Source organism: Xanthomonas hortorum pv. pelargonii (genome assembly GCF_024499015.1).
Taxonomy (GTDB): Bacteria; Pseudomonadota; Gammaproteobacteria; order Xanthomonadales; family Xanthomonadaceae; genus Xanthomonas; species Xanthomonas hortorum_B.
Genome location: NZ_CP098604.1, coordinates 2,161,397 through 2,186,448 on the forward strand (window position 1 = coordinate 2,161,397; position 25,052 = coordinate 2,186,448).

The 25,052-nt window shown below is 65.3% G+C and carries 19 protein-coding genes and 1 riboswitch; of the genes, 11 read left to right on the top strand and 8 right to left on the bottom strand.

Features of this window, described 5'->3' with window-relative positions; translation table 11 throughout:
- Positions 1-85: 85 nt before the first annotated feature.
- The 5 genes from NDY25_RS09635 to NDY25_RS09655 all read left to right on the top strand — a co-directional run bounded on the left by NDY25_RS09635 (position 86) and on the right by NDY25_RS09655 (position 5,594).
- Positions 86-1,135 carry an aldo/keto reductase gene (locus tag NDY25_RS09635; RefSeq protein WP_168957524.1) on the top strand — a complete coding sequence of 350 codons (1,050 nt, stop codon included), beginning with the start codon at positions 86-88 and terminating at the stop codon, positions 1,133-1,135.
- Positions 1,132-2,004: an amidohydrolase family protein gene (locus tag NDY25_RS09640; protein WP_168957525.1), complete on the top strand. Its 873-nt coding sequence runs from the start codon at positions 1,132-1,134 to the stop codon at positions 2,002-2,004. The genes NDY25_RS09635 and NDY25_RS09640 overlap by 4 nt, the downstream gene beginning before the upstream one ends.
- Positions 2,001-2,771 carry an SDR family oxidoreductase gene (locus tag NDY25_RS09645; RefSeq protein ID WP_168957526.1) on the top strand — a complete coding sequence of 257 codons (771 nt, stop codon included), beginning with the start codon at positions 2,001-2,003 and terminating at the stop codon, positions 2,769-2,771. Before NDY25_RS09640 ends, NDY25_RS09645 begins: the two co-directional genes overlap by 4 nt.
- Positions 2,772-2,939: 168 nt before the next feature.
- The gene (locus tag NDY25_RS09650; protein WP_168957527.1) at positions 2,940-3,797 is read left to right on the top strand and encodes a fumarylacetoacetate hydrolase family protein; all 858 of its coding nucleotides are present in this window, start codon (positions 2,940-2,942) and stop codon (positions 3,795-3,797) included.
- A gap of 477 nt (positions 3,798-4,274) precedes the next feature.
- Entirely contained in the window at positions 4,275-5,594 is a 1,320-nt protein-coding gene (locus NDY25_RS09655) for an L-fuconate dehydratase (RefSeq protein WP_168957528.1), read from the top strand.
- Positions 5,595-6,511: 917 nt separating this feature from the next.
- Here the strand turns inward: NDY25_RS09655 and NDY25_RS09660 are convergent.
- Both NDY25_RS09660 and fucP read right to left on the bottom strand, forming a co-directional pair.
- Positions 6,512-6,880, bottom strand: a complete 369-nt coding sequence (locus NDY25_RS09660; protein ID WP_218973945.1) for an L-fucose mutarotase — start codon at positions 6,878-6,880, stop codon at positions 6,512-6,514.
- Positions 6,877-8,181 carry an L-fucose:H+ symporter permease gene (gene fucP / locus NDY25_RS09665; RefSeq protein WP_256627904.1) on the bottom strand — a complete coding sequence of 435 codons (1,305 nt, stop codon included), beginning with the start codon at positions 8,179-8,181 and terminating at the stop codon, positions 6,877-6,879. The genes NDY25_RS09660 and fucP overlap by 4 nt, the downstream gene beginning before the upstream one ends.
- Positions 8,182-8,361: 180 nt before the next feature.
- Between fucP and NDY25_RS09670 the strand changes: the two genes are divergently transcribed.
- The 4 genes from NDY25_RS09670 to NDY25_RS09685 all read left to right on the top strand — a co-directional run bounded on the left by NDY25_RS09670 (position 8,362) and on the right by NDY25_RS09685 (position 12,819).
- Complete coding sequence (locus NDY25_RS09670) at positions 8,362-9,111, top strand: IclR family transcriptional regulator (protein ID WP_168957530.1); 750 nt, start codon at positions 8,362-8,364, stop codon at positions 9,109-9,111.
- Between the two features lie 114 nt (positions 9,112-9,225).
- Positions 9,226-10,341 (top strand): helix-turn-helix domain-containing protein, encoded by a 1,116-nt coding sequence (locus NDY25_RS09675; protein ID WP_168957531.1) that lies wholly within the window; start codon positions 9,226-9,228, stop codon positions 10,339-10,341.
- Between the two features lie 82 nt (positions 10,342-10,423).
- Positions 10,424-11,944: a S41 family peptidase gene (locus NDY25_RS09680; RefSeq protein WP_425510806.1), complete on the top strand. Its 1,521-nt coding sequence runs from the start codon at positions 10,424-10,426 to the stop codon at positions 11,942-11,944.
- Between the two features lie 115 nt (positions 11,945-12,059).
- Positions 12,060-12,222: riboswitch (yybP-ykoY riboswitch) on the top strand.
- Between the two features lie 12 nt (positions 12,223-12,234).
- Positions 12,235-12,819, top strand: coding sequence for a manganese efflux pump MntP (locus NDY25_RS09685; protein ID WP_168957532.1), 585 nt, complete (start codon positions 12,235-12,237; stop codon positions 12,817-12,819).
- Positions 12,820-13,000: 181 nt separating this feature from the next.
- On the opposite strand, the gene NDY25_RS09690 is transcribed toward NDY25_RS09685, so the two are convergent.
- The 3 genes from NDY25_RS09690 to NDY25_RS09700 all read right to left on the bottom strand — a co-directional run bounded on the left by NDY25_RS09690 (position 13,001) and on the right by NDY25_RS09700 (position 20,829).
- Entirely contained in the window at positions 13,001-16,450 is a 3,450-nt protein-coding gene (locus NDY25_RS09690) for a hybrid sensor histidine kinase/response regulator (RefSeq protein ID WP_168957533.1), read from the bottom strand.
- 576 nt (positions 16,451-17,026) lie between these two features.
- Positions 17,027-19,444 (bottom strand): GH36-type glycosyl hydrolase domain-containing protein, encoded by a 2,418-nt coding sequence (locus NDY25_RS09695; protein ID WP_425510761.1) that lies wholly within the window; start codon positions 19,442-19,444, stop codon positions 17,027-17,029.
- A gap of 2 nt (positions 19,445-19,446) precedes the next feature.
- Positions 19,447-20,829, bottom strand: a complete 1,383-nt coding sequence (locus NDY25_RS09700) for an MFS transporter (protein WP_168957595.1) — start codon at positions 20,827-20,829, stop codon at positions 19,447-19,449.
- Positions 20,830-20,987: 158 nt separating this feature from the next.
- Here NDY25_RS09700 and NDY25_RS09705 point away from each other — a divergent pair, with 158 nt between their 5' ends.
- Both NDY25_RS09705 and NDY25_RS09710 read left to right on the top strand, forming a co-directional pair.
- Entirely contained in the window at positions 20,988-21,572 is a 585-nt protein-coding gene (locus tag NDY25_RS09705; protein WP_168957534.1) for a gluconokinase, read from the top strand.
- A 491-nt stretch (positions 21,573-22,063) separates the two neighbouring features.
- Positions 22,064-23,794 carry an outer membrane protein assembly factor BamB family protein gene (locus NDY25_RS09710; protein WP_168957535.1) on the top strand — a complete coding sequence of 577 codons (1,731 nt, stop codon included), beginning with the start codon at positions 22,064-22,066 and terminating at the stop codon, positions 23,792-23,794.
- Positions 23,795-23,892: 98 nt separating this feature from the next.
- Here NDY25_RS09710 and NDY25_RS09715 read toward each other — a convergent pair whose 3' ends face one another.
- From NDY25_RS09715 to NDY25_RS09725, 3 genes are read right to left on the bottom strand one after another with little or no spacing between them, the layout of a single operon-like run.
- The gene (locus tag NDY25_RS09715) at positions 23,893-24,120 is read right to left on the bottom strand and encodes a hypothetical protein (protein ID WP_168957536.1); all 228 of its coding nucleotides are present in this window, start codon (positions 24,118-24,120) and stop codon (positions 23,893-23,895) included.
- Positions 24,101-24,550, bottom strand: coding sequence for a type II 3-dehydroquinate dehydratase (locus NDY25_RS09720; RefSeq protein WP_168957537.1), 450 nt, complete (start codon positions 24,548-24,550; stop codon positions 24,101-24,103). The genes NDY25_RS09715 and NDY25_RS09720 overlap by 20 nt, the downstream gene beginning before the upstream one ends.
- Positions 24,551-24,561: 11 nt before the next feature.
- On the bottom strand, positions 24,562-24,990 hold the full coding sequence (locus NDY25_RS09725) for a hypothetical protein (protein ID WP_168957538.1): 429 nt from the start codon (positions 24,988-24,990) through the stop codon (positions 24,562-24,564).
- Between the last annotated feature and the right edge of the window lie 62 nt (positions 24,991-25,052).

Consider the following 25,052-nt stretch of genomic DNA (forward strand, 5'->3'; position numbering starts at 1 on the left):
TGATTGCGATATTCATATGCGAACAGTCCGGCACCGGCCGGCTGGTGGACGTTGCGATGCCCAGCTGCTGCTTTCCAGATTCCGTATGCGCCTGCCTGACCATTGCAAACCCTGCGGAGCGTTGCGCGTGAGCGTTGTGCGGAAGCGGTTAGGCAGCACCGACGTGCAGCTCTCGGCGCTGGGCTTTGGCGCCGCGCCGATCGGCAATCTGTACACCGAAGTCGACGAGGGCGACGCACTGGCTGCAGTGGCGGGTGCGTTCGAGGCCGGCATCCGCCATTTCGACAGCGCGCCGTACTACGGCTATGGCTTAAGCGAGACGCGCCTGGGCCGCGGTCTGGCCGGTGTGCCGCGCGATGCCTACACGTTGTCGACCAAGGTCGGCCGCTGCATTTACGACGATGCGCAGGCTGCTGCAGGGCGCGACGGCTTTGCGGTGGCCGGCCGCCGCGCCGCGTTCGACTACAGCGGCGACGGCGTGCGGCGCGCGTTCGCGTCCAGCCTGGAGCGCCTGGGCACCGATTACATCGACGTGCTGCTGCTGCACGACATCGGCGCGCTGACCCACGGCGACAACCACGCCAACGTGCTGCGCCAGGCCTTGGAGGAGGCCTTGCCGGCGATGGCGGCGCTGAAGGCGGCCGGTGCCTGCGGGGCGATCGGGCTGGGCGTCAACGAGCAGGAGGTGGCACTGGAGGTGTTGCCACGCTTCCCGCTCGACTGCGTGATGCTGGCCGGCCGCTACACGCTGCTGGAACAGCATGGCGCGCGCGCGCTGCTCGATCAGGCACAGCAGCGCAACGTGGCGATCCTGTCGGCCGGCCCATATAGCTCTGGCCTGCTCAGCGACGCACGCGGCCCAGGCGCGACCTACAACTACGCACCCGTCGACACCGCCACCTTGCAGCACGCGCAGCGCCTATACGCGGCCTGCGCGGCGTTCGATGTGGATACCGGTGCGGTGGCGCTGCAATTCCCGCTGGCGCATCCGGCAGTCACCACCGTGGTGGCCGGCATGCGCACCGTGGCCGAGGTGCAATCGGCCGCCATGCGCCTGCATGCGCCGATTCCGCCAGCGCTGTGGCAACGCCTGCGCGATGACGGCCTGCTCGCTGCGGACATGCCCACGCCATGAGCCGCATCGACGCGCACCTGCATTTCTGGCAGCTGGCCCGTGGCGATTACCACTGGCTCACGCCCGAGCTGGCGCCGCTGTATCGCGACTTCGGCCCCAATGACATTAGCGATGCGTTGGACGCAGCCGATGTCGAGCGTGTGGTGGTGGTGCAGGCCGCCGCGACCGAGGCCGAAACCCGCTATCTGTTCGAGCTGGCGCGCGCCGATGCGCGTATTGCCGGCGTGGTCGGTTGGGTCGATTTCGCAGCGCCCGATGCCGCCGCGCGCATCGCCGCGCTGGTGCAGGCCGGTGGCGGTGTACTCAAGGGCCTGCGCCCGATGGTGCAGGACATCGCCGATGTGCAATGGCTGGCCCAGCCCGACCTGGATGCCGCCTTCGACGCATTGATCGCGCACGATCTGGCGTTCGACGCCTTGATCCGCAGCGTGCATGTGCCGGCGCTGCAAACGCGCCTGAAGCGCCATCCGGACCTGCGCGTGGTCGTCGATCACGGCGGCAAGCCGCAGATCGCTGCGGGCGAATTCGTTGCCTGGGCGGCCGGCATGGCCGCGTTGGCGCAGCATCCCACTATGCACTGCAAGCTCTCCGGACTGCTCACCGAAGCGGCGCGCGGCGCCGGCGTGGAAGCGCTGGAACCGTATGTCGGGCATCTGTTCGCACGCTTCGGCGCGCAACGCCTGCTATGGGGCAGCGACTGGCCGGTGCTGACCCAGCGCGCCGATTACGCGCAGTGGTTCGACATCGCACAGCACCTGGTCGCCAAACACGCCGACGGGCACGCCGCAGCGGTGTTCGGCGACAACGCACGCACGTTCTATCGTCTGCCACGGCCGGCGGCCCCCACCCACGGAATCTCTTCGGTATGACTGTCTCGATCTCTACAACTCCCAACGACCGCCTGCATGGCAAGCGCTGCCTGATCACCGCCGCCGGCGCCGGCATCGGCCGCGAAAGCGCGCTGGCCTGCGCACGCGCCGGTGCGCAGGTGATCGCCACCGATATCGATGCCGCCGCCTTGCAGCCGCTGGCGGCCGAGTCGGAGGCCATCACCACCCAGTTGCTGGATGTCACCGATGCCTCGGCAATCGCCGCACTGGTCGCGGCGCACGGCCCGTTCGATGTGTTGTTCAACTGCGCCGGCTTCGTGCACCAGGGCAGCATTCTCGATTGCGACGAGCCGGCCTGGCGGCGCTCGTTTTCGATCAACGTCGATGCGATGTACTACACCTGCAAGGCGTTACTGCCGGGCATGCTCGAACGGGGCCGCGGCAGCATCATCAACATGTCCTCGGTCGCCTCCAGCATCAAGGGCGTGCCGAACCGCTTTGTCTACGGCGTCACCAAGGCCGCCGTGATCGGGCTGAGCAAGGCCATCGCTGCCGATTACGTGGCGCAGGGCGTGCGTTGCAACGCGATCTGCCCCGGCACCATCAAGACACCGTCGCTGGGCCAGCGCGTGCAAGCGCTGGGCGGCGACGAACAAGCGGTGTGGAAGAGCTTCACCGACCGCCAGCCGATGGGCCGCCTGGGCGACCCGCGCGAGATCGCGCAGCTGGTGGTGTATCTGGCTTCGGACGAGTCCTCGTTCACCACCGGCCAGACCCACATCATCGATGGTGGTTGGTCCAACTGAGCGCGGCAACGCATCACGGCGCTACCCACCGCAATGTGGGCGCGGCCAGTGCCAGATGCGACCTGTATCGCTCGTCCGCTTTGATTTGAGCACGCCGTCCTTACCCACCCGATGCACGCGCGCTAGGTTTGCTAGCCGCTCCATTCCTCACCTGCAAAGGAAGACTGCATGAAACTCGTACGCGTTGGCGCCCCCGGCCAGGAACGTCCCGGCTTGATCGATAGCGAAGGCCGCATCCGCGATTTGAGCGGCGTGATCGACGATGTGGCCGGCGAGCACATCACCAATGCTGGTCTGGACAAGTTGCGCGCGCTGGATGTCGCAACGCTGCCGCTGGTCGAAGGCGACGTGCGCTACGGCGCTGCAGTCGGGCAGATCGGCAAGTTCATCTGCATCGGTTTGAATTACGCCGACCATGCTGCCGAATCGGGCATGGACGTGCCCAAGATGCCGATCCTGTTTATGAAGGCCACCACGGCGGTGAGCGGCCCCAACGACACCGTGATCATCCCGCGCGGCTCGGTCAAGAGCGACTGGGAAGTGGAACTGGGCGTGGTGATCGGCGATGTGGCGCGCGATGTCTCGGTGGACGAGGCGCTGGCGCACGTGGCCGGCTACGCGGTGATCAACGATTTGTCCGAGCGCGAATTCCAGCTCGAACACGGCGGCCAGTGGGTCAAGGGCAAGAGCGCCGACACCTTCGGCCCGATCGGCCCGTGGCTGGTCACCCGCGATGAAATCGCCGACCCGCAGAACCTGTCGATGTGGCTGGAGGTCAACGGCCACCGCTATCAAAACGGCAGCACCCGCACGATGGTGTTCGGCGTGGCCGAACTGGTCAGCCACATCAGCCGCTACATGACGCTGATGCCGGGCGATGTGATCAGCACCGGCACTCCGCCGGGCGTGGGTCTGGGCCAAAAGCCGCCGGTGTATCTGAAGCCGGGCGACGTGATGGAACTGGAGATCGAAGGCCTGGGCCGCCAGCGCCAGCCGGTGGTGGCGCATCCGCGTGATGCTGCCTAAAGCCCCTCTCCCCTCGGGGCACCACGGCACGGCTTGCGCGCCACTGGCGCGCGTGCGTTGGTGCGCCCGCGCCGCAAGCGCGGGCCGGGGCGCGGAGCGGGGTTGGGGTGAGGGTACGTAGCGACGTATCCGAACAATTCGTCGCGCTGTCACCCGTTGTTGTTAGACGTGACGTGTCGGCGCTTGTGTTGATGCGTCATGCGTAATTTTTTCTGCGGTGCGGCTGCGCGTTGAATGACTAAGCGCTGTAGCGCGTTGATATCGATGCGTCGTTAATCGTTTAGTGATTTGCCGATCTGCGTTGCAAACGCATGAGTACCTGCAGCGCTTCAACATAGTCGGCGCTTCGCGTCCGTACCCTCACCCCAACCCCTCTCCCGGAGGGAGAGGGGCTCTGGCGCCCTTCTCCGTTTCCGTTCCCCCGTTTCAGTTTTATTTCGCGCGTTTTATTCCCGCCTTCCATCGCCCAGGACCTCCATGAGCACCATCATCGCCCTCGATACCCACGACGTCCGCTTCCCCACCTCGCGCGAGCTCGATGGGTCGGATGCGATGAATCCGGATCCGGATTACTCGGCCGCCTATGTCGTACTGCGCACCGATGCGCCGGATGATCTGGCCGGCTATGGCCTGGTGTTCACCATCGGCCGCGGCAACGATGTGCAGACCGCCGCCGTAGCTGCACTGGCCGAACATGTGGTCGGCCTGCGCGTGGAAGACGTCATCGCCGATCTGGGCGCGTTCGCGCGCCTGCTCACCAACGATTCGCAGCTGCGCTGGCTGGGCCCGGAAAAGGGCGTGATGCATATGGCGATCGGCGCGGTGATCAACGCCGCCTGGGATCTGGCCGCACGCGCGGCGAACAAACCGCTGTGGCGTTACATCGCCGAGCTCAGCCCGGAGCAGCTGGTCGACACCATCGACTTCCGCTACCTCACCGACGCGCTCACCCGCGACGAAGCGCTGGCGATCCTGCGCGATGCACAACCGCAGCGCGCGCAACGCATCGCCACGCTGATCGAACAGGGCTACCCCGCCTACACCACCTCGCCTGGCTGGCTCGGCTACTCGGACGAAAAGCTGGTGCGGCTGGCCAAGGAAGCGGTGGCCGACGGCTTCCGCACCATCAAGCTCAAGGTCGGTGCCAACGTGCAGGACGATATCCGCCGTTGTCGCCTGGCGCGTGCGGCGATCGGCCCGGACATCGCGATGGCGGTGGACGCCAATCAGCGCTGGGACGTGGGCCCGGCGATCGACTGGATGCGCCAGCTGGCCGAATTCGACATCGCCTGGATCGAAGAACCCACCAGCCCGGACGACGTGCTCGGCCACGCCGCGATCCGCCAGGGCATCACCCCGATGCCGGTCTCCACCGGCGAACACACCCAGAACCGGGTGGTGTTCAAGCAGCTGCTGCAGGCCGGTGCGGTGGACCTGATCCAGATCGACGCCGCGCGCGTGGGCGGCGTCAACGAAAACCTCGCCATCCTGCTACTGGCCGCCAAGTTCAACATCCGCGTCTTCCCGCACGCCGGCGGCGTCGGCCTGTGCGAACTGGTGCAGCATCTGGCCATGGCCGACTTCGTTGCGATCACCGGCAAGATGGAAGACCGTGCCATCGAATTCGTCGACCACTTGCACCAGCATTTCCTCGACCCGGTGCGCATCCAGCACGGCCGCTATCTGGCACCGCAAGCCGCCGGCTTCTCCGCCGAAATGCACCCCGCCTCCATCGCAGAGTTCAGCTACCCCGACGGCCGCTTCTGGGTCGAAGATCTGGCCGAGACGAAAGCGTAATCCAACGCACCGCACAACAAACTGCATCCACTGTAGGAGCGGCTTCAGCCGCGATGGGCTTTCTCGATTGCCTGATCGCGACTGAAGCCGTTTTTTTTAGAGTGGCTAACAACACGTAGCGAGCAGTCGCCAGGGGCTTGCGGACGTGATCTGCTGCCTGGCTGCAGGGCCCTTGCCCGCCCACCATCGCGGGACACGCTGCAAGTACGTCCATGTAGGCTCTTACGCGGCATCCATGCCGCGTAAGGTCCCGCGACGGTGGGCGGGCAAGGACCAGTCGAGATGGTCGGTGTGCATGGTTGCAAGCGGGCATGAGGTGCGTTGTTCTGATAACCGCGCACCAATTCCCAACGAAGGCCCAGCAACGAGCAGGCTCTAAACAAAGCAACCTGCAAACTCTCTGGTGCGGTGTCCTCGCCGCTTGCGGGACCGTGTGGCGGCATGGATGCCGCCACCGAGCCCCATGGATGGGTTTACGGCGTGTCCCGCGAGCGGTGAGGACACCGCGCCCTCGACCACTCAGCGTTTGACCTGGGCTTCTGACGGCATCTATCAAAAGACGGCCGACAAAACCACCGCACTCACTGACAGCCGAGCGCTCGCTAGGTTTTGTTAGCCGCTCTTAGTTGGAGCGTTTGCGATGCACGTGCGTAGCACCTGCCAGCCGCGCGGCACCAGCGTCAATACATCACGCAGCGCAACTACGCGGACCACGCATGCGCAACAGGCAGTGGCGGGGCATTCTTCGTTGCTGGCTGCTGTCACGCTTTTGCTGCGCAGCAGGCACAACGCACGATGCGCCTGCAAGAAAACACCCTGTTTCGATGCGCCGCACCAGCGCGGCAGCGGCAAAGAGACGCAAGACCAACGCCCTACTGCGGAGTCAACATATCCGCAGAAACAGAGTGGGCGAAACCCTAACCCCGCCCCACACCAACCGCCTCACTCAACGCAAAAATCCGCCCGGCTTCGCGCCACTTCTCTCCCGGCGCACTGCCAGGCAACGGCTTTTGAAACCGCCACATCAGTGCTTCCCATGCCTGAATCCGTGGATCAGCCGCATCCCGTGCCGCCTTGGCCGCCGGATCGTAATCGTCGCCAACTTCCATCAACATCACCAAGCGATCGCCGCTGCGAAAGATCTCCAGCTCCAGGATCCCCGCCTGCCGCAACGACGCCACCACTTCCGGCCACACCTGGGTCGGTTGATGCCAGCGCTCGTACTCGGCGATCAGTTGCGGATCGTCGTGCAGATCCAGCACGTAGCACAGACGCCGCACACTCATGCGCCCGCTCCTGCAACCACAGGCGCAGCGCGACGCGCGCGCAACGCGAACAACAGGATCACCGCAAAGCAGGCGCCCGGCACCACCATCGCCCAATGGATACCGGCCATGTCAGACACCGCGCCCATCACCGCCGTGAGCAGCGCGCCGCCGATGATCGACATCACCAACAGCGACGAACCCAACTTGCGTGCGTCGTCGTGCATGCCATCCAGGCCCAGCGCAAAGATGGTCGGGAACATCACCGACATGAACACGCTGGCTGCGACCAATGCATACAAGCCGGTCCAACCGGGCAGCGCAATCGCCACCGCACACAAGACCAGATTGATCGTGGCAAAACTCGCCAGCAACTTCGCCGGCGCCAGATAGCGCAACAGCGCGGTGCCGATGAAGCGGCCAGCCATGAACAGCATCAGCGAGATGGTCAGATACGTCGCTGCGGCTTTTTCCGGCGTGCCCGGCACCGCGTCCTGCAGATAGCGGATCAAGTAACTCCAGATGCCGACCTGCGCGCCCACGTAGAAGAACTGCGCCACCACCGAAAACACGAACAGCCGGTTACGCAACAACTCGCCAAAGCGCGCGCGCTTTGGTGCCGCCTCGCCCACACCCGCATCGCCGGTGGGAAAGCGCACCAGCGCGATCAGGATCGCCCACAGCACCACCACCACGCCGATCACCAGATACGGCGTCTGCACCGCAGACGATTCGGTGGCGAAGAACGCCGCGCGCGCGGCCGGCGCCATCGCGGCCAGCTCGGCCGGGGTGTGCTCCACGCCGGAGAAGATGAAGTGCTGGCCGACCAGCACGCCGGTGATCGAGCCCAATGGATTGAACGCCTGGGCAAGATTCAGCCGCCGCGCCGCGCCCTCTGCCGGGCCGAGCACGGTCACCAGCGGGTTGGCGGTGGTTTCCAGAAACGCCAGGCCGCTGGCGATCACGAACAAGGCCAGCAGGAACAGCCAGTAGGTATGCACCTGCGCAGCCGGATAGAACAGGAACGCGCCGCACGCATACAGCAGCAGGCCCAGCACCACCGCCGCCTTGTAGCTGTAGCGGCGCATGAACATCGCCGCCGGCATGGCGAACACGAAGTAGCCCAGATAGAACGCGCTCTGGACCAGGCCTGCCTGCAGGTCGGTGAGCTCGAAGGCCTTCTTGAACTGCTTGATCAGGATGTCGTTGAGGTTGTTGGCCATGCCCCATAAAAAGAACAGGCTGACGATCAACAACAGGGGAACCATGGCGGTACGCGCCAGGTTGCCGCGCGGTGACGCGGCAATGTCACTGTGATGCATGCGACCGATCCCCTCCCAAGGCTGTGGCGCTTGCGTTGCTGTGCGGCGAGCGTACTGCGCACGCCAGCGCCATGCAAATATAAAATCTTTGTTTATATTTGCACGCACGCGCCATACCTCACCGCTGCCCGCGATGCCTGTACCCTGGCGCGCCGCAGCCTTGCCTGGAGCCGCAAACGGATGAGCACCGAACCCGCCAAGTACCGCGCGCCCGCCCTGGACAAGGGGCTGGACATCCTGGAGCTGCTCGCCCGCCAGGCGCAGCCGATGAGCATGGGCGCGATCTCGCAGGGCATCGGCCGCTCGCGCGGGGAGATCTTCCGCATGCTGCAGGTGCTGGAGGAGCGCGGCTATCTCACCCGCGACGGCGAAGGCGACTACGTGCTCACCAATCGTCTGTTCATGCTCGGCATGCAACAGCCGCAGGTGCAGAGCATCAGCGAAGCGGCGTTGCCGGTGATGCGGCGGCTGGCCGATGCGATCTATCAGCCCTGCCACCTGGTGGCGCCGTCTGGCGACCAGATCGTGGTGATCGCGCAGATGGACGTGCCCAGCGATCTGGGCCTGGTGGTACGCCCGGGCCACCGCCGCCCGTTGACCCATTCCAGCTCCGGGCTGGTGCTGTACGCCTTCCAGCAGCCCGAGGTGCAGGCGCGCTGGCTGGACATGCTCGATGCCAGCGAGGTGCCGTTCGAACGCGCGCAGTTCCTGGCTGCCGCCGCGCAGGCGCGCAGCGATGGCTACGCCATGCAGCCCAGCGAAGCGGTGGTGGGCGTGGTCGATCTGACCGCACCGATCCTGCAACGCGGCAGTGCGACCTATACGCTCACGGTGCCCTTCATCGAACGGCGCCCTGAGCTGGTTGGCCCACAAGCAGCGTTGCAGGCCTTGTGTGCGGCCACGGCCGAGATTTCCAGCGGGCTGCACTAGTCGCGCAGAAGCGGAGCGCCACGCGTAACGCGCCTGCGCCCGGGCCGCCGCCGATCGCCCCTATACTCGGCGCGATCGACCAAGCGGGATCGCAGGTCCAGCATCAAGTTCGGGATGTGGAGCACCATCCTGCTGCTCGGCAGCGCGCATGGCGTGCTTGGCGCCAGCCTGTTGCTGCTGGCCCCGGTCAATCGCATCGCCAACCGCTGCCTGGCCGCACTGCTGCTGGTGGTGGTCGCCCTGATCACGCCCTACACGCTCGGCTATGCCGGCGCCTACGATGCCTACCCGGACCTGACCTACGCACCGTTGTTCTGGGAGTTGGCGATCGGGCCGCTGCTGTGGCTCTACGTTCGCCAACTGGCGCGCCAGCACCTGCCGCGCCGCTGGGCGCTGCATCTGCTGCCGGCGCTGCTGCAGGGCGGCTACTACACCTGGCTGTTCACCTGGCCGCTGCAACGCAAATGGGCCTGGAACGCCGCCGTCCAGGTGCCCTGGATCGCGCCGCTGCAGGACGCGCTGGTGCTGGCCTCGCTGGCGTTCTATCTGCTGCTGGCCTGGCGCGAGTATCTGGCCTATCAACGCTGGCTGGAACATCACAGCGGCGCGCGCGAGGAACTGCGGCTGCCGTGGCTGCGCGGCTTTCTGCTGGCCGCCGCGTTGCTGGTGCTGTTGCGGCTGGGCTTCACCGCCAGCGACCGGCTGTGGCATCGGCTGTCCTACGTCGATGAGTTTCCGCGCTATCTGGCCACCGCCGCACTGATCTACTACCTGGGTCTGGAAGGCTGGCGCCACGCCAGGGTGCACTACCCGGCGCGCGACGCGGTGTTGCCGCGCGATGCGTCAGCAGACCGAGCGGGCGAACCGGCGCCCGCTCCCGTCCAGGACAAGGACTGGCACGCGCTTGGGCAACAGGTCGCAGCGCAGGTCACCGCGCACGGCTGGTGGCGCGAGCCGGACCTCAGCCTGCCCGAGCTGGCGCGGCGCATGGGCACCAACAGCAATTATCTTTCGCGCGTGCTCAACGAGGGGCTGGGGCAGACCTTCAGCACGTTCCTCAACACGCTGCGCATCGCCGAAGCGCAGCGCCTGCTCGGCGGCGATCAGGACATCCTGGACATCGCATTGACGGTCGGCTTCGGCTCCAAGGCCAGCGTCAACCGCGTGTTTCGCGCCTGTGCCGGCTGCACACCCAGCGACTACCGGCGCACGCAACGTCGCATCGCTTGAAAATCGCTCAGCGATTGCGTGTTTGGGTCGTCCGCCGAGGCACCCCTGACCATGCTGGCGGCTTCTCACACAAGGAATCGCCATGTCACCGCGCCTGCGCCATCTCGTTATGTCGCTGATCCTGCTGTCGATCTGGCTGCCGTGCGCCGGCGGGGCCGCAACGCCGCCACCAACGCTGCGCAGCGACAGCCCGCTCGCAGGCCCGGCGCTGCTCGCCGATATCGATGTATTGCAAAGCGCCTATGTCGCGCTGCATCCGGGTCTGTATCGCTACTCCACCGAACAGGAGATCACGCAGCGCTTCGATGCGCTGCGCGCCGAACTCGGGAAAGGCGCAACGCTCGCTCAGACCTACCTGGCCATTTCTCGCCTGACCGCCAGCGTGCGCTGCGGCCATAGCTTTCCCAATTTCCTCAATCAACCCGAACCGGTCCGGCACGCCTTGTTCGACAACGACAGGCAGTTGCCCTTCCACTTCCGCTGGCTGCAGGGCCGGATGGTCATCAGCCGCAACGGCTCCGATCAGCCCACGCTGGAGCCCGGCACCGAAGTGCTGGCGATCGATGGCATTGCCTCGGCGCAGATCCTGGCCGCGCTGATGAGCGTGGCGCGCGCCGACGGCAGCAACGACGGCAGCAACGACGGCAAGCGTATCGCGCAGATGGAAGTGCAAGGATTCGCACGCATCGAAGCCTTCGACGTGTACCTGCCGCTGCTGTTTCCGCAACTTTCGGTTGACCCGTTGCTGCGTGTGCGCGGGCCAGGGGCGGCGAAGGAACGCGAGCTGCGCGTCCACGGCATCAGCGCGGCGCAACGCCGCGCGATGATCCCCACGCGCAGCGACGACAGTGCAGCACCGCCATGGCGTCTGGACCTGGCAACACCCGGCGTGGCGGTGCTGCAGATGCCGACCTGGGCGGTGTACGACAGTGACTGGGACTGGCAGGCATTTTTGGCACGCAGTTTCACCACGCTGGCCGAGCGCGAGATTCCGGCGTTGGTGATCGATCTGCGCGACAACGAGGGCGGGCTGGATGTGGGCAGCGCCTTGCTTGGGTATCTGTCCGCACGTGAGATAGCGGCGCCGCAGATACGCACGCTGGTGCGCTACCGGCGCTTGCCCGACGCACTGGCGGCATACGTCACGACCTGGGACGCGTCCTTTCGCGACTGGGGCACGCGTGCGGTTGCCTACGACGCGCGTTTTTACACGCTCAACCCTGCATCCGATGCAGATGCGCAAGCCCGCACGACACCGCATGCGCCGCCCTTCGACGGCAAGGTGTTTGTGCTGATCGGCCCGGACAACAGCTCGGCCACCTTCGCGTTCGCGCAGCAGGTGCAGCGCAGCGGGTTGGCCACCCTGGTCGGCCAGCCCACCGGCGGCAATCTGAGCGGCACCAATGGCAGCGCGTTCTTTTTCCTGCACTTGCCCAACTCACAAATCGAAGTGGACCTGCCGCTGGTCGGACAGTTTCCAACCAGCGCACAACCCGATAGCGGCGTGTTGCCCGACGTGCCGGTAACCATCACCGCGGAAGATCTGCAACACGGCAGGGATGTCGAAATGGACGCCGTCAGCACCTTGCTGCGCACGCCTTAAGCGCAGCCGCAGCTGCACCGCAGAGCTCTCGCATAGCCACGGCTATAAAGATCAGACCGACCTTCGCGTGCAGTGCAGGCGCACCGAACGCGGCCATGCGTTGGTACACTGCGCGCCCCTTGGGGAGTAGCCTGCTTCTGCATCGTCGGAAGCGCCTGCATCAACATACTCGGCCCTCGCGCCGTGGTGCAGGCAACCAATTTCGGTTTGGCGAGACCAGCGGCATGCGTGCACAACAACGGTTGGCGCGGGCGCATGTCGTTGCGATCGTGCCCAACCCGAGAATGTCGATGTCCCCTTTTTCCATTGTGTTGATCGGTTTCGCAATGTCGACCGATGCGTTTGCCGCAGCGATCGGCAAAGGCGCAGCAATGCGCAAGCCGCAGTGGCGCGATGCGCTACGCGCCGGGTTGATCTTCGGTTGCATTGAGGCGATCACGCCGGTGATCGGCTGGCTGCTGGGGCGCGCCGCGTTCAGCTATGTGTCTGCCTACGATCACTGGATCGCCTTTGTACTGCTCGGCGCGCTGGGCACGCACATGATCGTGGCCGGGCTGCGCACGGAACCGGACGACGCGGAAGACGCGGCCTCCGACACGCCGAAACGGCATGGATTGCTGGCCTTGGCCACCACCGGTTTTGCCACCAGCATCGATGCGATGGCGGTTGGCGTAAGCCTGGCGTTTCTCGACGTGCATATCGGCGTGGTGGCGGTGGTAGTCGGGCTGTGCACCTTCAGCATGGTCACCGCAGGCGTCATGCTGGGCCGCGTGCTCGGCAACCTGATCGGCAAACGCGCCGAGATTCTCGGTGGTTTGATTCTGGTGATCGTCGGCAGCGTCATCCTTTACGAACACCTGAGCGGCGCGGCGTAAGCGCAGGGCAGCTGTTCGTAGGAGCGCGCTTGCGCGCGATGAAGCATGATCGATAACGCCCCATCGCGCGCAAGCGCGCTCCTACGCTGCATGGCCTTGCTATTCGCGCGAGAGGCATGCCGCATTTTGACAATGCCGCGTGCAACCCTGCATATCGCGGCGCTGCACGCGATGCGCTGGCTCAGCGCTTTTTCGCATCGTGATGCGCGCTCAAGAACGCACGCAACGAGGCCGGCTTCACCGGCTTGGTCAGCAAACGATAGCCACGCGCACGCGCGAGTTGTTTGAGTTCGTCGCGGCCGTCGGCGGTAAGCAGTGCGCCGGCAATCGGTGCGGTTGCGGCGGCCTGCACCGCGTCCAGCGTGTCCAGGCCATCGAGCCGGTCGTGCAGGTGGTAATCCACCAGCATCAGGTCCGGTTGTTCGCGCGCGCGCTCCAGCGCCTGATCCACGGTGCTGGCGGTGATCACGTCCACCTGCCAGCGGCCGAGCAGTGCGCACATGCCGTCGAGAATTTCGCGGTCGTTGTCAACGCACAGCACGCGCAGGCCCGCCAGCGAATCGCCGCTGGGCAACGGCCGCACCGCAATCACCGGCACCACGGGCGGCAGCGGCACCGCCGCTACACGCGGCAACAGGATCGAAAACATGCTGCCGCGGCCGACCTGGCTGCGCGCACTCAGATCGTGATCGAGCAGGCGCGAGATGCGTTGGCAGATCGACAGACCCAGCCCCAAGCCTTGCTCGCCCCAGTCGAACGGCTGCTGATAGCGGCGGAACTCTTCGAAGATCTGCCGCATATGGTGCTCAGGGATGCCCGGGCCGGTGTCCCACACCTGCAGCTCCACCTGGTCGCCGCGCCCGCGCATGCCCAGCACGATGCGACCTTGCCGCGTATAGCGCAGCGCATTGGCAAGGAAGTTCTGCATCACCCGGCGCAGCAGGCGGCGGTCGCTGCGTACCCACAACGCGCGGCTATGCACCTGCAGCTGCAGGCCGCGGCTGGAGGCCACCGGTGCGTACTGCGCGGCCAGTTCGTGCATCAGCGCACTGGCGTCGAAGTCCTCGACGGTGGGACGCAAGCCGCCGGCATCCAGGCGCGAGACGTCGAGCAGGCCATCGAGCAGCTCCTCGGCCGCACGCAGCGAGGCATCCACACGCTCGGCCAGATGGCGTTGTTCTTCGTTGTTCTGATGGCTCTCGCGCAAGGCCGAGGCGAACAGACGCGCGGCATTGAGCGGCTGCAACACGTCGTGGCTGATCGCAGCCAGAAAGCGCGTCTTGGATTGCTGCGCCAGCTCGGCCTCGCGCGAGCGGTCGGCCACGCGTTGCTCCAGGTTTTCGTTGGCGTCCAGCAGCGCGCGCTCGGCGCGTTTGTAATCGGTGATGTCGTTGTAGCTGGTGACATAGCCGCCGCCCGGCAGCGCCTGGCCGCGCATTTCGATCACCTTGCCATCGCTGCGGGTACGCTCGAACACATGCGGCGAGCCGGCGCGCAGATGGCGGATGCGGCGATCGATCTGGTCTTCGGTATCGCCCTCGCCCAACTCGCCGCGCTCGGCGTTGTAGCGGATCAGGTCAGCGACCGGGCGGCCGACGTACAACATGCCGTCCGGATACCCGAACAGCTGCTGATAGCGTCGATTCCACGCGGTCAGACGCATCTCCGGGTCGACCACGCTGACCGCCGCGCTGATGTTTTCCAGCGTGGTGGAGAGGATTTCGCGATTGAAGCGCAGCTCCTGGCCGGCCTCGTCCAGTACCGCCACCACCTCGCCCAGTTCCATGCCCGAGCCGCGCAACAGGCTGGTCAGCACCAGGCGCGCGGAGGCGGCGCCGATCGAGGCGGCGAGCAGGCGTTCGGTGAATTGCACCCAGGCGCGATCGGCCACCACGGTGGGTTGCAGCTCGCGTTCCAGCAGCACCGCCTGGTCGACGAAGGCGCGGTGCGCATGCCGCTCGCCAACCACACGCTCGGCCAGCGCCTGCAGATCGGCAACGCGCACATGGCCGGGCCAGTCGCCGGCCACCGCCGGACGCTGCGCATACGGGTCCAGGAACGGCGCCGCGCGCAAGCGTTCGTCCACACCCGGACGCCAGCGCGCCGACACCAGCATCATCGCGCCGACGTTGATCAGCAGCGACCAGAAGGTGCCATGCGCCAGCGGGTCCCAGCCGCGCATGCCGAACAGTTGCTGCGGCTGCAACCAGGCGATGCCGAACGGGCCATCCACCAGCCACTCCGGCTGCAACCAGCCCGCACGCGTGGCGGCCGGCAGTAGCAGCGTGTAGATCCAGGTCGCAAAGCCCAGCACCATGCCGGTCTCCACGCCCTTGCGGCTGGCGCCGCGCCAATACAGCCCGCCGATCACCCCCGGCGCGAACTGCGCCACCGCCGCGAAGGCCATCAGGCCGTACGCCGCCAAGGTGGTGTCGTTGGCCACGCTGCGGTGGTAGCCATAGGCAACCAGCGCCAACAGCAGGATGGCGACGCGACGGATCCACAGCACCCGCGAGGCCACTGCCGCGCGCGCATCGGCGCTGCCACGGCGGCGCAGCAGCACCGGCATCACCAGGTCGTTGCTGACCATGGTGGCCAACGCGATACTGGCCACGATCACCATGCCGGTAGCCGCCGAAAACCCGCCCACGTACGCCACCAATGCCAGCACGGTATTGCCCTGGCTCAGCGGCAATGCCAGCACCATCGCATCGTCGGCCACCGCGCTGCCCTTGCCGAACAAGGCCACGCCGGCCGAGGCGATCGGCACGACCATCGCCGAAATGATCACCAGATAGGCGCCGAACAACCAGCGCGCGCGGCGGATGTCGCCCACATCGCTGCATTCGACCACCGCCACGTGGAACTGGCGCGGCAGGCAGATCACCGCAAGAAAGCTCAGCAAGGTTTGCGAAATGAACCCCACCGACGGCGTGTGCTCGAACAAGGTACGCGCCGACTCGGCGATGGGCACATGGTGGTTGCTCAGCCACACCCAGGCGAACAACCCCACCGCGACGATGGCGATCAATTTGATCACCGACTCCAGCGCGATCGCCAGCATCATGCCGCGATGGTGCTCGGTGGCATCGACCTGGCGGGTGCCGAACAAGGTCGCAAACAGCGCCATCAACAGCGCCACGTACAAGGCCGGGTCGGCGAAGATGCCGCGCCCGGCACTGCTATGCCCGGTCAACACCTCCAGGCTCATCGCCACCGCTTTGTACTGCAGCGCCAGATACGGAACGATGCCGACCAGTGCGATCACCGCCACCAACGCGGCCAGCCGCCGCGAGCGGCCGTAGCGCGAGGAAATGAAATCGGCGATGGAAACGGTGTTTTCGGCGCGGGCGATCAGCGCCAGGCGCTCGATGATGCGCCAGCCGAACAGCAGCAACAGCAGCGGGCCCAGGTAGATCGGCAGGTAACCGATGCCGTTGCGCACCGCCGAACCCACCGCACCGTAAAAGGTCCACGACGAGCAGTACACCGCCAGCGCCAGGCTATAGACCGCCGGGCGCAGCCATGGCCGCTCCGGGTACAGCGGACGGCGATCGCCCCACCACGCCACGCCGAACAACAGCGCGGCATAGCCAACGGAGACCAGCAGCAGGATCCAGCTCGATACCAAGGGGCGTTCCCAGGCGGCGCAATGCGAGCCTGGGAGTTTACGCAGTGGGGATTGGGGATTGGGGGTTTCGCTGCAGGGCGGCTGATCTGCGGCTTGGCTGCAGGGCGGCTGATCTGCGGCTTGGCTGCAGGGCCCTTGCCCGCCTACCGTCGCGGGACACGCCGCAAGTACATCCATGTAGGCTCTTACGCGGCATCCATGCCGCGTAAGGTCCCGCGACGGTAGGCGGGCAAGGACCAGTCGAGATGGTCGGTGTGCATGGGTGCAAGCAGTACGTGACGTGCGTTGTTTGGATTGAGGTGCGTCCGATCAGCTTTGCAACGCAGCGCGATCAACAAGCGGTTTTCAAAGAAGCAACCTGCAACCTTTCTGGTGCGGTGTCCTCGCCGATTGCGGGACCGTGTGGCGGCATGGATGCCGCCACCGAGCCTACATGGACGTACTTGCGGCGTGTCCCGCGGGCGGTGAGGGCACCGCGCCCTCGACCACCCAGGCGTTGACTGCATCCAACATGATGCGGCTAATAAAACCACTACGCCCCCAAAACTGGCGCTAGCTGCGGTTTGTTGACCGCTCCTAGCCAGGCAGGCGCACCTGCACCTGATACGTGCACCCGGCGACGATGCCGTGCACGCGCTGATCCGGGCAGGGGGCGCCATCCACCGCCACTTCTACCTGCGTGCACCCCGGCTCACGCGTCAGCGCCACCTCGAACTGCGCGCCATGGAACTGGCGCGTCACCTGCGCGTGCGGCCAATGCGAAGGCAGCTGCGGGCGGATCGCCAGTGCGTCGCCCTCGCCGACCAGGCCGAACAAACCTTCCAGCACGCAGCGATACACCCAGGCCACCGTGCCGGTATTGAACAACTGGCTCGAACGCCCGGCTGTACGCGGGTACTGGTGCCAGGCACCGCGATAGTAATTGGGCAACGACACCGGCAGGTGGCCGCGTTGCAGCGCATCCTCGCGCGTGGGGCCGGGCAACATCGCGCGCAGAATCTCCCAGGCGCGATCGGCCTCGCCGATCTGGTAGAGACTGTACAGATAGAACGCGACCGCGTGGTTGTAGACCGCGCCGTTTTCCGCCGCGCCCGGCCACTTCTGCGTCAAGCGGCCTACGTCGTCGCGCATATGCGTATAGGCCGGCGCCAGCATCATCGGCCCGTACGGCGTGTGCAGTTGTTCGCGCACCGCGTCCAGCAACGCCTCGCGCTGCGCCGTATCCGCAGTGCCGGCCAGTAACGCAAAGCTCTGCGGATTGAGATAGATGCGCCCCTCTACATCCTCGGCAATACCGAAACGCACGCCATCGTCGGTGATGCCGCGTGCGTACCAGTTGCCGTCCCATAATTCGCGATTGGCATCGGCGTTGACCGTCTGCACTGCCTGCGAAAATGTCTCCGCCTGCGCAGTGCGCCCCTGCGCGGCGCAGATGCCCGACCACAACCGCAACGCATACGCGGTGGCTACCGTGAGCCAGCCAGACACACCCTTGCCGCGCCAGCCGACCATGTTCATCGGGTCGCACCAATCGCCTTGCGCGATGAAACTCAAACCCCGCACATCGCGTGCATCCAGCAACCACTGCATCGCCGCATCCAGGCGCTCGGCCACGCTGAGCGCGTGTCCGTCGTGTGTGCGCACCACTTCATCGAGCACGCTGGCATCGCCGGTTTCGGCCAGATACGCGCTCAGGAAAATCGGCAACCACACGCAGTGATCGGTATGCGGCACCTGGTTGATGTATTTCAGCTCGGCGCCTTCCACCAGCAGAATGCCGTCCGGCATCGCGCCACTGGGTTCCTGCTGCGAGAGCGCGTGCAATAACGCCGCGCGCGCAGTGGCCGGCTGCAGATACGCCATGCCCATGTGGTCCTGCAGATAGTTGCGCGTCTGCGGATCGGTGGTCAGGCGATTGACGTCGCCGTGGTAGAACACCTGCCGCGGCAGCCAGTGATTGACCAGGTTGTCCAACGCCGGATCGGGCGTGACGATCTGCGCGCATCCGCGCCCGCCTTGCAGATACTGCGCGTACTCGCGCGCGGCTGCAGCAAAGCCTGCCTCGGACAGATAACGCGCACGCAGCGTGGCGATTTCCGCATCGTCCTTGGCCGGCCCGAATGCGAAGCGATACACGCTTGCTTCATCGGCGTCCAGCGTGAGGCGATATTGCAACGCGGCTGCAGGGTTCTCGTAGTGCGCGTCGCTGTTGCCCAGCTGCTCGGCCTGGATTGCCGAGGGCGCATGCAGACCGCCCTCGCCTTCGAATGCCATCTGCTGCGCATCCCATGCCACCGGGGGCTGCTCGTGCAGCAGGAAGGTGCAGTCCTTGAAATCGCGTTGGCGAAAGTAATCGTCCACCTTCTGGTACGGCGCCACGCTGCGGCAGACGATGCCGCCCAGTGCCGGCTCATAAGCGCCGCTCTGATGCATCCACGACATGTAACCGATGGGGAAATACGGATATAGGCTTAGCCTGCGCGTGCGCCCGGACACGTTGTGCACGCGGCATTCCCACAACTCCACCGCATCGTCGGTGGGCAACGCCACGCACAGCTCCACCACGATGCCATCGTGGCGCACACGCCAACGCACATCGTGCTTGCCGGCAGAAAACTCGAACTGCTCCGGCGACGCGCGCACCGGTTCGTGCGGCACCGAATACAGCGCGCCGGTCTCTTCGTCCTTGAGGTAGAAGAAGCGCCCGGGGTGATGCGCGTAGTACGGTTGCTCGGGCATCATGAAATTGCGCGCTTCCAGCAGCGGCGCATGCGCATATTTGGCCGGCTCCGGTTGCATGAACTGCCCGGTGGCGTAGCCGCGGCAGGTCAGCTGCAGCATCATGCGTCGGTTCCACAAAAATCCGCCCGCGTTCGGCATCGCGGTGGGGCTGTAGAGCGCATAACGCGCGCCGTCGGCGCTGGGCGCCATCAACGTGGAAAGATCTTCGGCGTTGGAGGTTGTTTCGGAATCGGCCATGGACGTTGCAGACACGGTCAGCGATGCTCCTGTTCGTCGCGCTTGCGCGCGGCCAGTTCGTGCTGGATGCGACTCAACAAGCCATCATCGAGCGGATAGAAACGCATGGTCCAGGCCGCCAGCAACGCGACCGCGCCTGGGATCACCGTCAGTAGCAGCACGATGCCGGTCAAGGAGCCGGCAGACTGCGCGCTGTTGGCCACATAGCCCATGCCGGCCAGCACCCAGGCGATGCCGGCCGATGCCAATGCGCCGCCCAGCTTCTGCGAAAACGTAGCTGCCGCGAATGTCATCGCGGTCGCACGGCGGCCGGTGCGCCACTCGGTGTAGTCGGCGGTGTCGGCATACATCGAAAACGCCAGCGGCGATTTGGGCCCCAGCGCCAGACCGATCAACATGTTCAGCGCAAAGATCGCCCACACCGCATCGGCGGGAATGAAAAACATCAGGCAACTCAACACGCCAACGACCGCCATCAGCGTGGTCATCAGCCGGCGTTTGTCCCAGTGCCGGGTCAGCAACGGGGTGATGCCCGCACCCACCGCCAACGCCACCGAATACCCGCCCAGAAACAAGCCGGTCAACTCCGGCCGCTGCACGTAGTACTTGAGGTAATACACGCCCGCCCCGCCGCGCATCACGATGGTGATCATGATGATCAGCGACAGCACGAACAGCACGCACCACGGCTTGTTCTGCAGCAAATCGGCGATGTCCTGCCGCACCGGCGTGCGTTGTTGCGGCGGCGGTTGCACGCGCTCGCGCGTGGTCAAGGCCACGGTGACAAACAAGGCCACCGCCACCGCGCCGTACAGCATCATCGTGCGTTGCCATCCCAGCGCATCGTTGCCGGCACCGAACCAGGCCACCAGATCCAGCGTGCAATAATTGACCAAGGTGGTGCCGACAAAGGCCGCAATGAAGCGCAGGCTGATCAAACTGGTGCGTTGGCTGCTGTCAGCGGTAATCACACCCGACAACGCCGAGTACGGAATGCTCACCACCGTATAGGCCAGCATCATCACCAGAAAGCTGATCGTGGCCCACCACATGCGCCCGTTCTGATCCAATGCAGGCGTGGTGTAGGCGAGCACGCCGGTCACCGCCATCGGCACTGCGCCCCACAACAGATACGGGCGGAATTTGCCCCAGCGGCTGCGTGTGCGGTCGGCCAATGCGCCCATCGCCGGATCGGCGATCGCATCGGCAATCTTGGTCAGCAAAATCATGGTGCCCACTGCCGCCGCCGGCAGATGCATGGTGTCTGTATAGAAAATCAGCAAGAACGCGGAGATGTTGGCCCAGTAAAGATTCAGGCCCAGATCGCCGCCGCCGTAGCCCAGTTTTTCGCGCCAGCGCAGGCGCGCCGATGCAGGAGACGTTGCAGGTGATGACGTCATCGGCTGGCCTTGGAGTGCGTTGAACCCGGCCGAGCGCGCCGTTACGCTGGGCGGCCCGCTCACCTGGCGAGGAGCGCCGACGCTACACCACGCATCGGCTGCCGCCAACGTGAAATCCAGCAACATGCCGAATCGATCCGGAGATATAACCTCACGTGATGGACACCGCCGCAACCCACACACCCGCGTCCGCTTCGCCCCTGGCCATCGTCGTCATGGGTGTTTCGGGCAGCGGCAAGACCACCATTGCGCAGGCCCTGGCAGCGCACTACGGCTACCGTTTTCTGGATGCCGACGACTATCACAGCGTAGCCGCACGTGCGCAGATGGCCACCGGCCAACCGCTCACCGATGCGATGCGTTTGCCGTGGGTGGAGTTGCTCTCTGCCACCTTGCGCGACTGTGTGCATGCCGGCGAATCGGTGGTGTTGGCGTTCTCGGGTTTGCGCGGTACCCACCGCCAATTGCTGCGCCGCAGCGGCGTGCCGATGCGCTTTGTGTTCCTGCATGCGGCCCCGCACGTCATCGCTGCGCGCCTGAGCGCACGCGCCGGCCACTTCATGCCGCCCAGTCTGCTGGAGAGTCAATTGCAGACCTTGGAACTGCCGCTGGATGAAGCGGACGTGGTGTCGGTGGATGTGGACGCCACGGTGCCGGAGGTGGTGCAGGATGCGATCGCGCAGCTGGCGCTGATCGCTCCTGCGGCAGTGCACACAGCCGCGCACTCGCCTCAAAGTGCATGACGCGCCAGGTGACGCAGCCGCGCCCGACTATTCCCTTCTCCCTCCGGGAGAAGGTGCCCCGAAGGGGCGGATGAGGGTACGTGCGAAGCCTCGCAATCCAGGCTCCCGAGTGGCTTCGCCCCGTACCCTCACCCCAACCCCTCTCCCGCAGGAGAGGGGCTTTAGTTCGTCCAGTGCTTCACCTCACAAGGTGGCGCAAAATTTCCTGGTTACTTTTTGCAGACTATTGTTTTGCAGGAAACACACACACACTGCGACCAATCATTTTCCCTATCGCAGCACGCGCAAATAGTGATGAATCATCACCATTTGTGCGAATACCGAACATGATGAACGCAAATTTTCTAAGCTGGTGACACCAGATGCAAACAGACCCGACCGTTGCGTGAATGCGGCGGCGCGCCTGTGTTGCACGGTCACCACAATCGGCCATCTTCAGTCGGCAGATCCGGGGGGATCCAGCGCTTCCTTCCATCAATGGACATGCCGTGATGACAAATTCTATTCGCCGCTTGCGATTTCGCAGTTTGACGCTCGTTCCCTGCCTGCTTGCCAGCGCAGTGGCTTTCGCCCAGCCCAGCACCGCAACCGCACAACAGCCGGTGTCGTCCCTGGATGCCCAGGCGTTCGCGCGCTCCGGCCAGGTCTGGCGCAGCTTCGGCAACGATCTCCCGTTCGCAAGCCCCAGCAGCTGGACCAGTGCCGGTGGCGGCTATTTCAACTCGCGCTTCGCACCGGGCGAGTGGAAGATCAATCGCACCACCGCCAAGAGCCTCAAGCCGGCGTGGACCTTGACCACCACCGGCGACATCTCGGCCACGCCGAGCGTGGAAGGTGGAACGCTCTACGTCCCCGACTGGGGCGGCACGCTGTATAGCGTCGACACCCAGACCGGCAAGCCGAACTGGCAGGCCAAGCTGTCCGACTACACCGGCAACGCCAACTCTGTGACGCGTAATACGCCAGCCATCAGCGCCAAGAGCATCATCGTGGGCGACCAGGCTGCCGGCACCGTGCTGGCGATCGACAAGAAGACCGGCAAGCTGTTGTGGTCGAGCACCGTCGAAGCCAACCCGCAGGCGCGCATCACCTCTTCGCCGGTCATCTACGGCAACCGCATTTACGTACCCGTGTCCTCCGGCGACTGGGGCAATCTCGACGCGACCCACACCTTCAGCTTCCGCGGCAGCGTGGTGGCTCTGGATCTGAACACCGGCAAGAAGCTGTGGCAGTTCTACAACGTACCCGAGGGCTACACCGGCGCATCGGTGTGGGGCCAGGTGGCGATCGATCCGATCAGCCGTCGCCTGTATTTCGGCACCGGCAACAACTACAACATTCCCGTCAGCGTGGGGAACTGCGTGTCCAACGCGCGCTCCTATCGCGGCAGCGAACTCACCGTGCAGGACGAGCTCGATTGCATGGCGCCGGACAACTACGTCGACTCGGTGATCTCGCTGAACCTGGACACCGGCAAGCTGGTCTGGGCCGATCGCGCGCAGGGCTACGACGCATGGAATCTGTCCTGCATCGTGGCGCCCACCAATGGCCTGTGCCCGAACACCCAGGCGACCAACCTGACCGGGCCCGATTACGACTTCGGCGGCGCCGGCGTGCAGCTGTTCACCGTGTGGCGCGACGGCAGGCCGCAGCAGCTGGTCGGCGCCGGGCAGAAGAGCGGCATCTACTGGGCCTTCGACGCCAGGACCGGCGCCAGGGTGTGGTCGACCCAGGTCGGCCCCGGCGGCACTACCGGCGGCGTTGAATGGGGCACCGCGTTCGACCCGTACAAGTCGCAGGTCTATGTGGCCATCAACAACAGCTCCAATGCCAGCTACACGCTAGGGCCGGCCAATACCGAACGTCACAATGGCGGTTCGTGGGCTGCGCTGGATGCCGCGACCGGCAAGATCAAGTGGCAGGTCAAGGTACCCGGCATCAACCGCGTGAACCCGACCGTGCCGGCCGGCGGCCAGGGCTCGCTGACGGTGTCGCCGAACCTGCTCTATGCCGGTTCGATGGCCGGCAACATGGTCGCGCTCGACACCGACACCGGCGCCACGCTGTGGAACTACGACGCCGCCGGCTCGGTGATCAGCTCGCCGGCGATTGCGAACGGCGCGCTGTATTGGGGCGCCGGCTACGGCCGCTTCAACTTTGGCACTGCTGCAACCAGCAACCAGCTGATCAAGTTCGTGCCGGACAGCAGCGCGGCCAAGTAAGCGTCAACACACGTGAATTGCGTTGAATGACGCCTAGTCACGGCAGAACAACGGCGCCACCTTCGGGTGGCGTCGTTGTGTGTGGCGGGAACACGCCACTACAGCCGCGTGACCTGGCATAAGCGGATCTGCCCCGCTTCCAGTCCATGCGCCTCCGCTGCACGACGGCGCAAGGCGCAGACCAACCCGGCGGCATCCAGCACGCCATCGGCAGGCACGTCCACGCTGTGGGCAAGTTGCCCCCACAGCACCGGCCGACCATCGCAATAGCCTTCGTAGTCGGCGAAATAATGCAGCTGCCGCAGCTCAGGTACCGACGTGGACATCGCCCTGGATCTCCGTGCAGCCCAGATGTTCGAGCGCGATTTCCAATCCCAGCAGATAGCTCTGCGCACAGTAGCCGCGTACCGTCGCAATGCGTTGCACGAAACCTTCCGGCAGGCATCGCTCCGGCCGGTCCACGCTATCGTCGTGGGCCTCCACGAACGGATACGGCAACGCGCTGAGCACGCGATGCAAGCGCACGCTGTCCACGCAACTGCCCGGATCGATCAACGCGATTTCCATCCGCGCCTGCCCGGCCACACGCAAGGCATCCAGCAGTTCCTGCTCGGACCCGCAAGCACGCAGCGCCACCGTCTTGCCCGCATCCCCCGCGCACGCCACCAATTGCCGGATCACGGCACGCGGCAACGGCTGCGGACCACGCACCAGCGGCATCGCTGCTTCCGGCCCACGCACGATCATGATCGACATGTCGGTCTCCCTCAGGCGGCGACGCGCAACGGCGCGCGCAAGGACGGCAGACAGCGCGCGGCAATGCCCAACGACATCGCATAGGCGCGCGACGCATCGTGCGGCGTGATCACCACCGCCAACGGCGCGTGCTGCGGATGCAACCAAGGCTCCAGTTCCTGATCGGCATCGGTATGAAGCTCGATATACGGCGTAGGCAATGCATCCACGGCAACGCGCAAGGCCCTCGCACAACTGCGCTCAGACAACGGCAGATCGCCCGAATCCAGCAATACCAACTCCACCTCCGCATCGCCACCGGCCGCATGCAACTCGGCGATCAAGCTATCCACATCGGCACACGCCAACGTACGCAGCGCACGGCCAGCACACTCGGGCAACTGCATCCGTGCCAACTGCACCGGATCAGCCTGAGGACCTTGCAAAATCAGGATACACATCGTGTTCGACTCAACGCACCACAGTGCGGGAGTGCCAGGGTAGGCTTGGGGTGCGTAAAGGG

Excerpts from the sequence above, each read along its gene's own strand:
- NDY25_RS09640 (WP_168957525.1), top strand. The coding sequence starts at position 1,132 with ATGAGCCGCATCGACGCGCACCTGCATTTCTGGCAGCTGGCCCGTGGC.
- NDY25_RS09680 (WP_425510806.1), top strand. The coding sequence starts at position 10,424 with ATGTCACCGCGCCTGCGCCATCTCGTTATGTCGCTGATCCTGCTGTCG.
- NDY25_RS09645 (WP_168957526.1), top strand. The coding sequence starts at position 2,001 with ATGACTGTCTCGATCTCTACAACTCCCAACGACCGCCTGCATGGCAAG.
- NDY25_RS09720 (WP_168957537.1), bottom strand. The coding sequence starts at position 24,550 with ATGTCGATCATGATCGTGCGTGGGCCGGAAGCAGCGATGCCGCTGGTG.
- NDY25_RS09700 (WP_168957595.1), bottom strand. The coding sequence starts at position 20,829 with ATGACGTCATCACCTGCAACGTCTCCTGCATCGGCGCGCCTGCGCTGG.
- NDY25_RS09685 (WP_168957532.1), top strand. The coding sequence starts at position 12,235 with ATGTCCCCTTTTTCCATTGTGTTGATCGGTTTCGCAATGTCGACCGAT.
- NDY25_RS09650 (WP_168957527.1), top strand. The coding sequence starts at position 2,940 with ATGAAACTCGTACGCGTTGGCGCCCCCGGCCAGGAACGTCCCGGCTTG.
- NDY25_RS09675 (WP_168957531.1), top strand. The coding sequence starts at position 9,226 with ATGTGGAGCACCATCCTGCTGCTCGGCAGCGCGCATGGCGTGCTTGGC.
- NDY25_RS09705 (WP_168957534.1), top strand. The coding sequence starts at position 20,988 with ATGGACACCGCCGCAACCCACACACCCGCGTCCGCTTCGCCCCTGGCC.
- NDY25_RS09635 (WP_168957524.1), top strand. The coding sequence starts at position 86 with ATGCGCCTGCCTGACCATTGCAAACCCTGCGGAGCGTTGCGCGTGAGC.
- NDY25_RS09715 (WP_168957536.1), bottom strand. The coding sequence starts at position 24,120 with ATGTCCACGTCGGTACCTGAGCTGCGGCAGCTGCATTATTTCGCCGAC.
- NDY25_RS09660 (WP_218973945.1), bottom strand. The coding sequence starts at position 6,880 with ATGAGTGTGCGGCGTCTGTGCTACGTGCTGGATCTGCACGACGATCCG.
- NDY25_RS09655 (WP_168957528.1), top strand. The coding sequence starts at position 4,275 with ATGAGCACCATCATCGCCCTCGATACCCACGACGTCCGCTTCCCCACC.
- fucP (WP_256627904.1), bottom strand. The coding sequence starts at position 8,181 with ATGCATCACAGTGACATTGCCGCGTCACCGCGCGGCAACCTGGCGCGT.
- NDY25_RS09725 (WP_168957538.1), bottom strand. The coding sequence starts at position 24,990 with ATGTGTATCCTGATTTTGCAAGGTCCTCAGGCTGATCCGGTGCAGTTG.
- NDY25_RS09670 (WP_168957530.1), top strand. The coding sequence starts at position 8,362 with ATGAGCACCGAACCCGCCAAGTACCGCGCGCCCGCCCTGGACAAGGGG.
- NDY25_RS09710 (WP_168957535.1), top strand. The coding sequence starts at position 22,064 with ATGACAAATTCTATTCGCCGCTTGCGATTTCGCAGTTTGACGCTCGTT.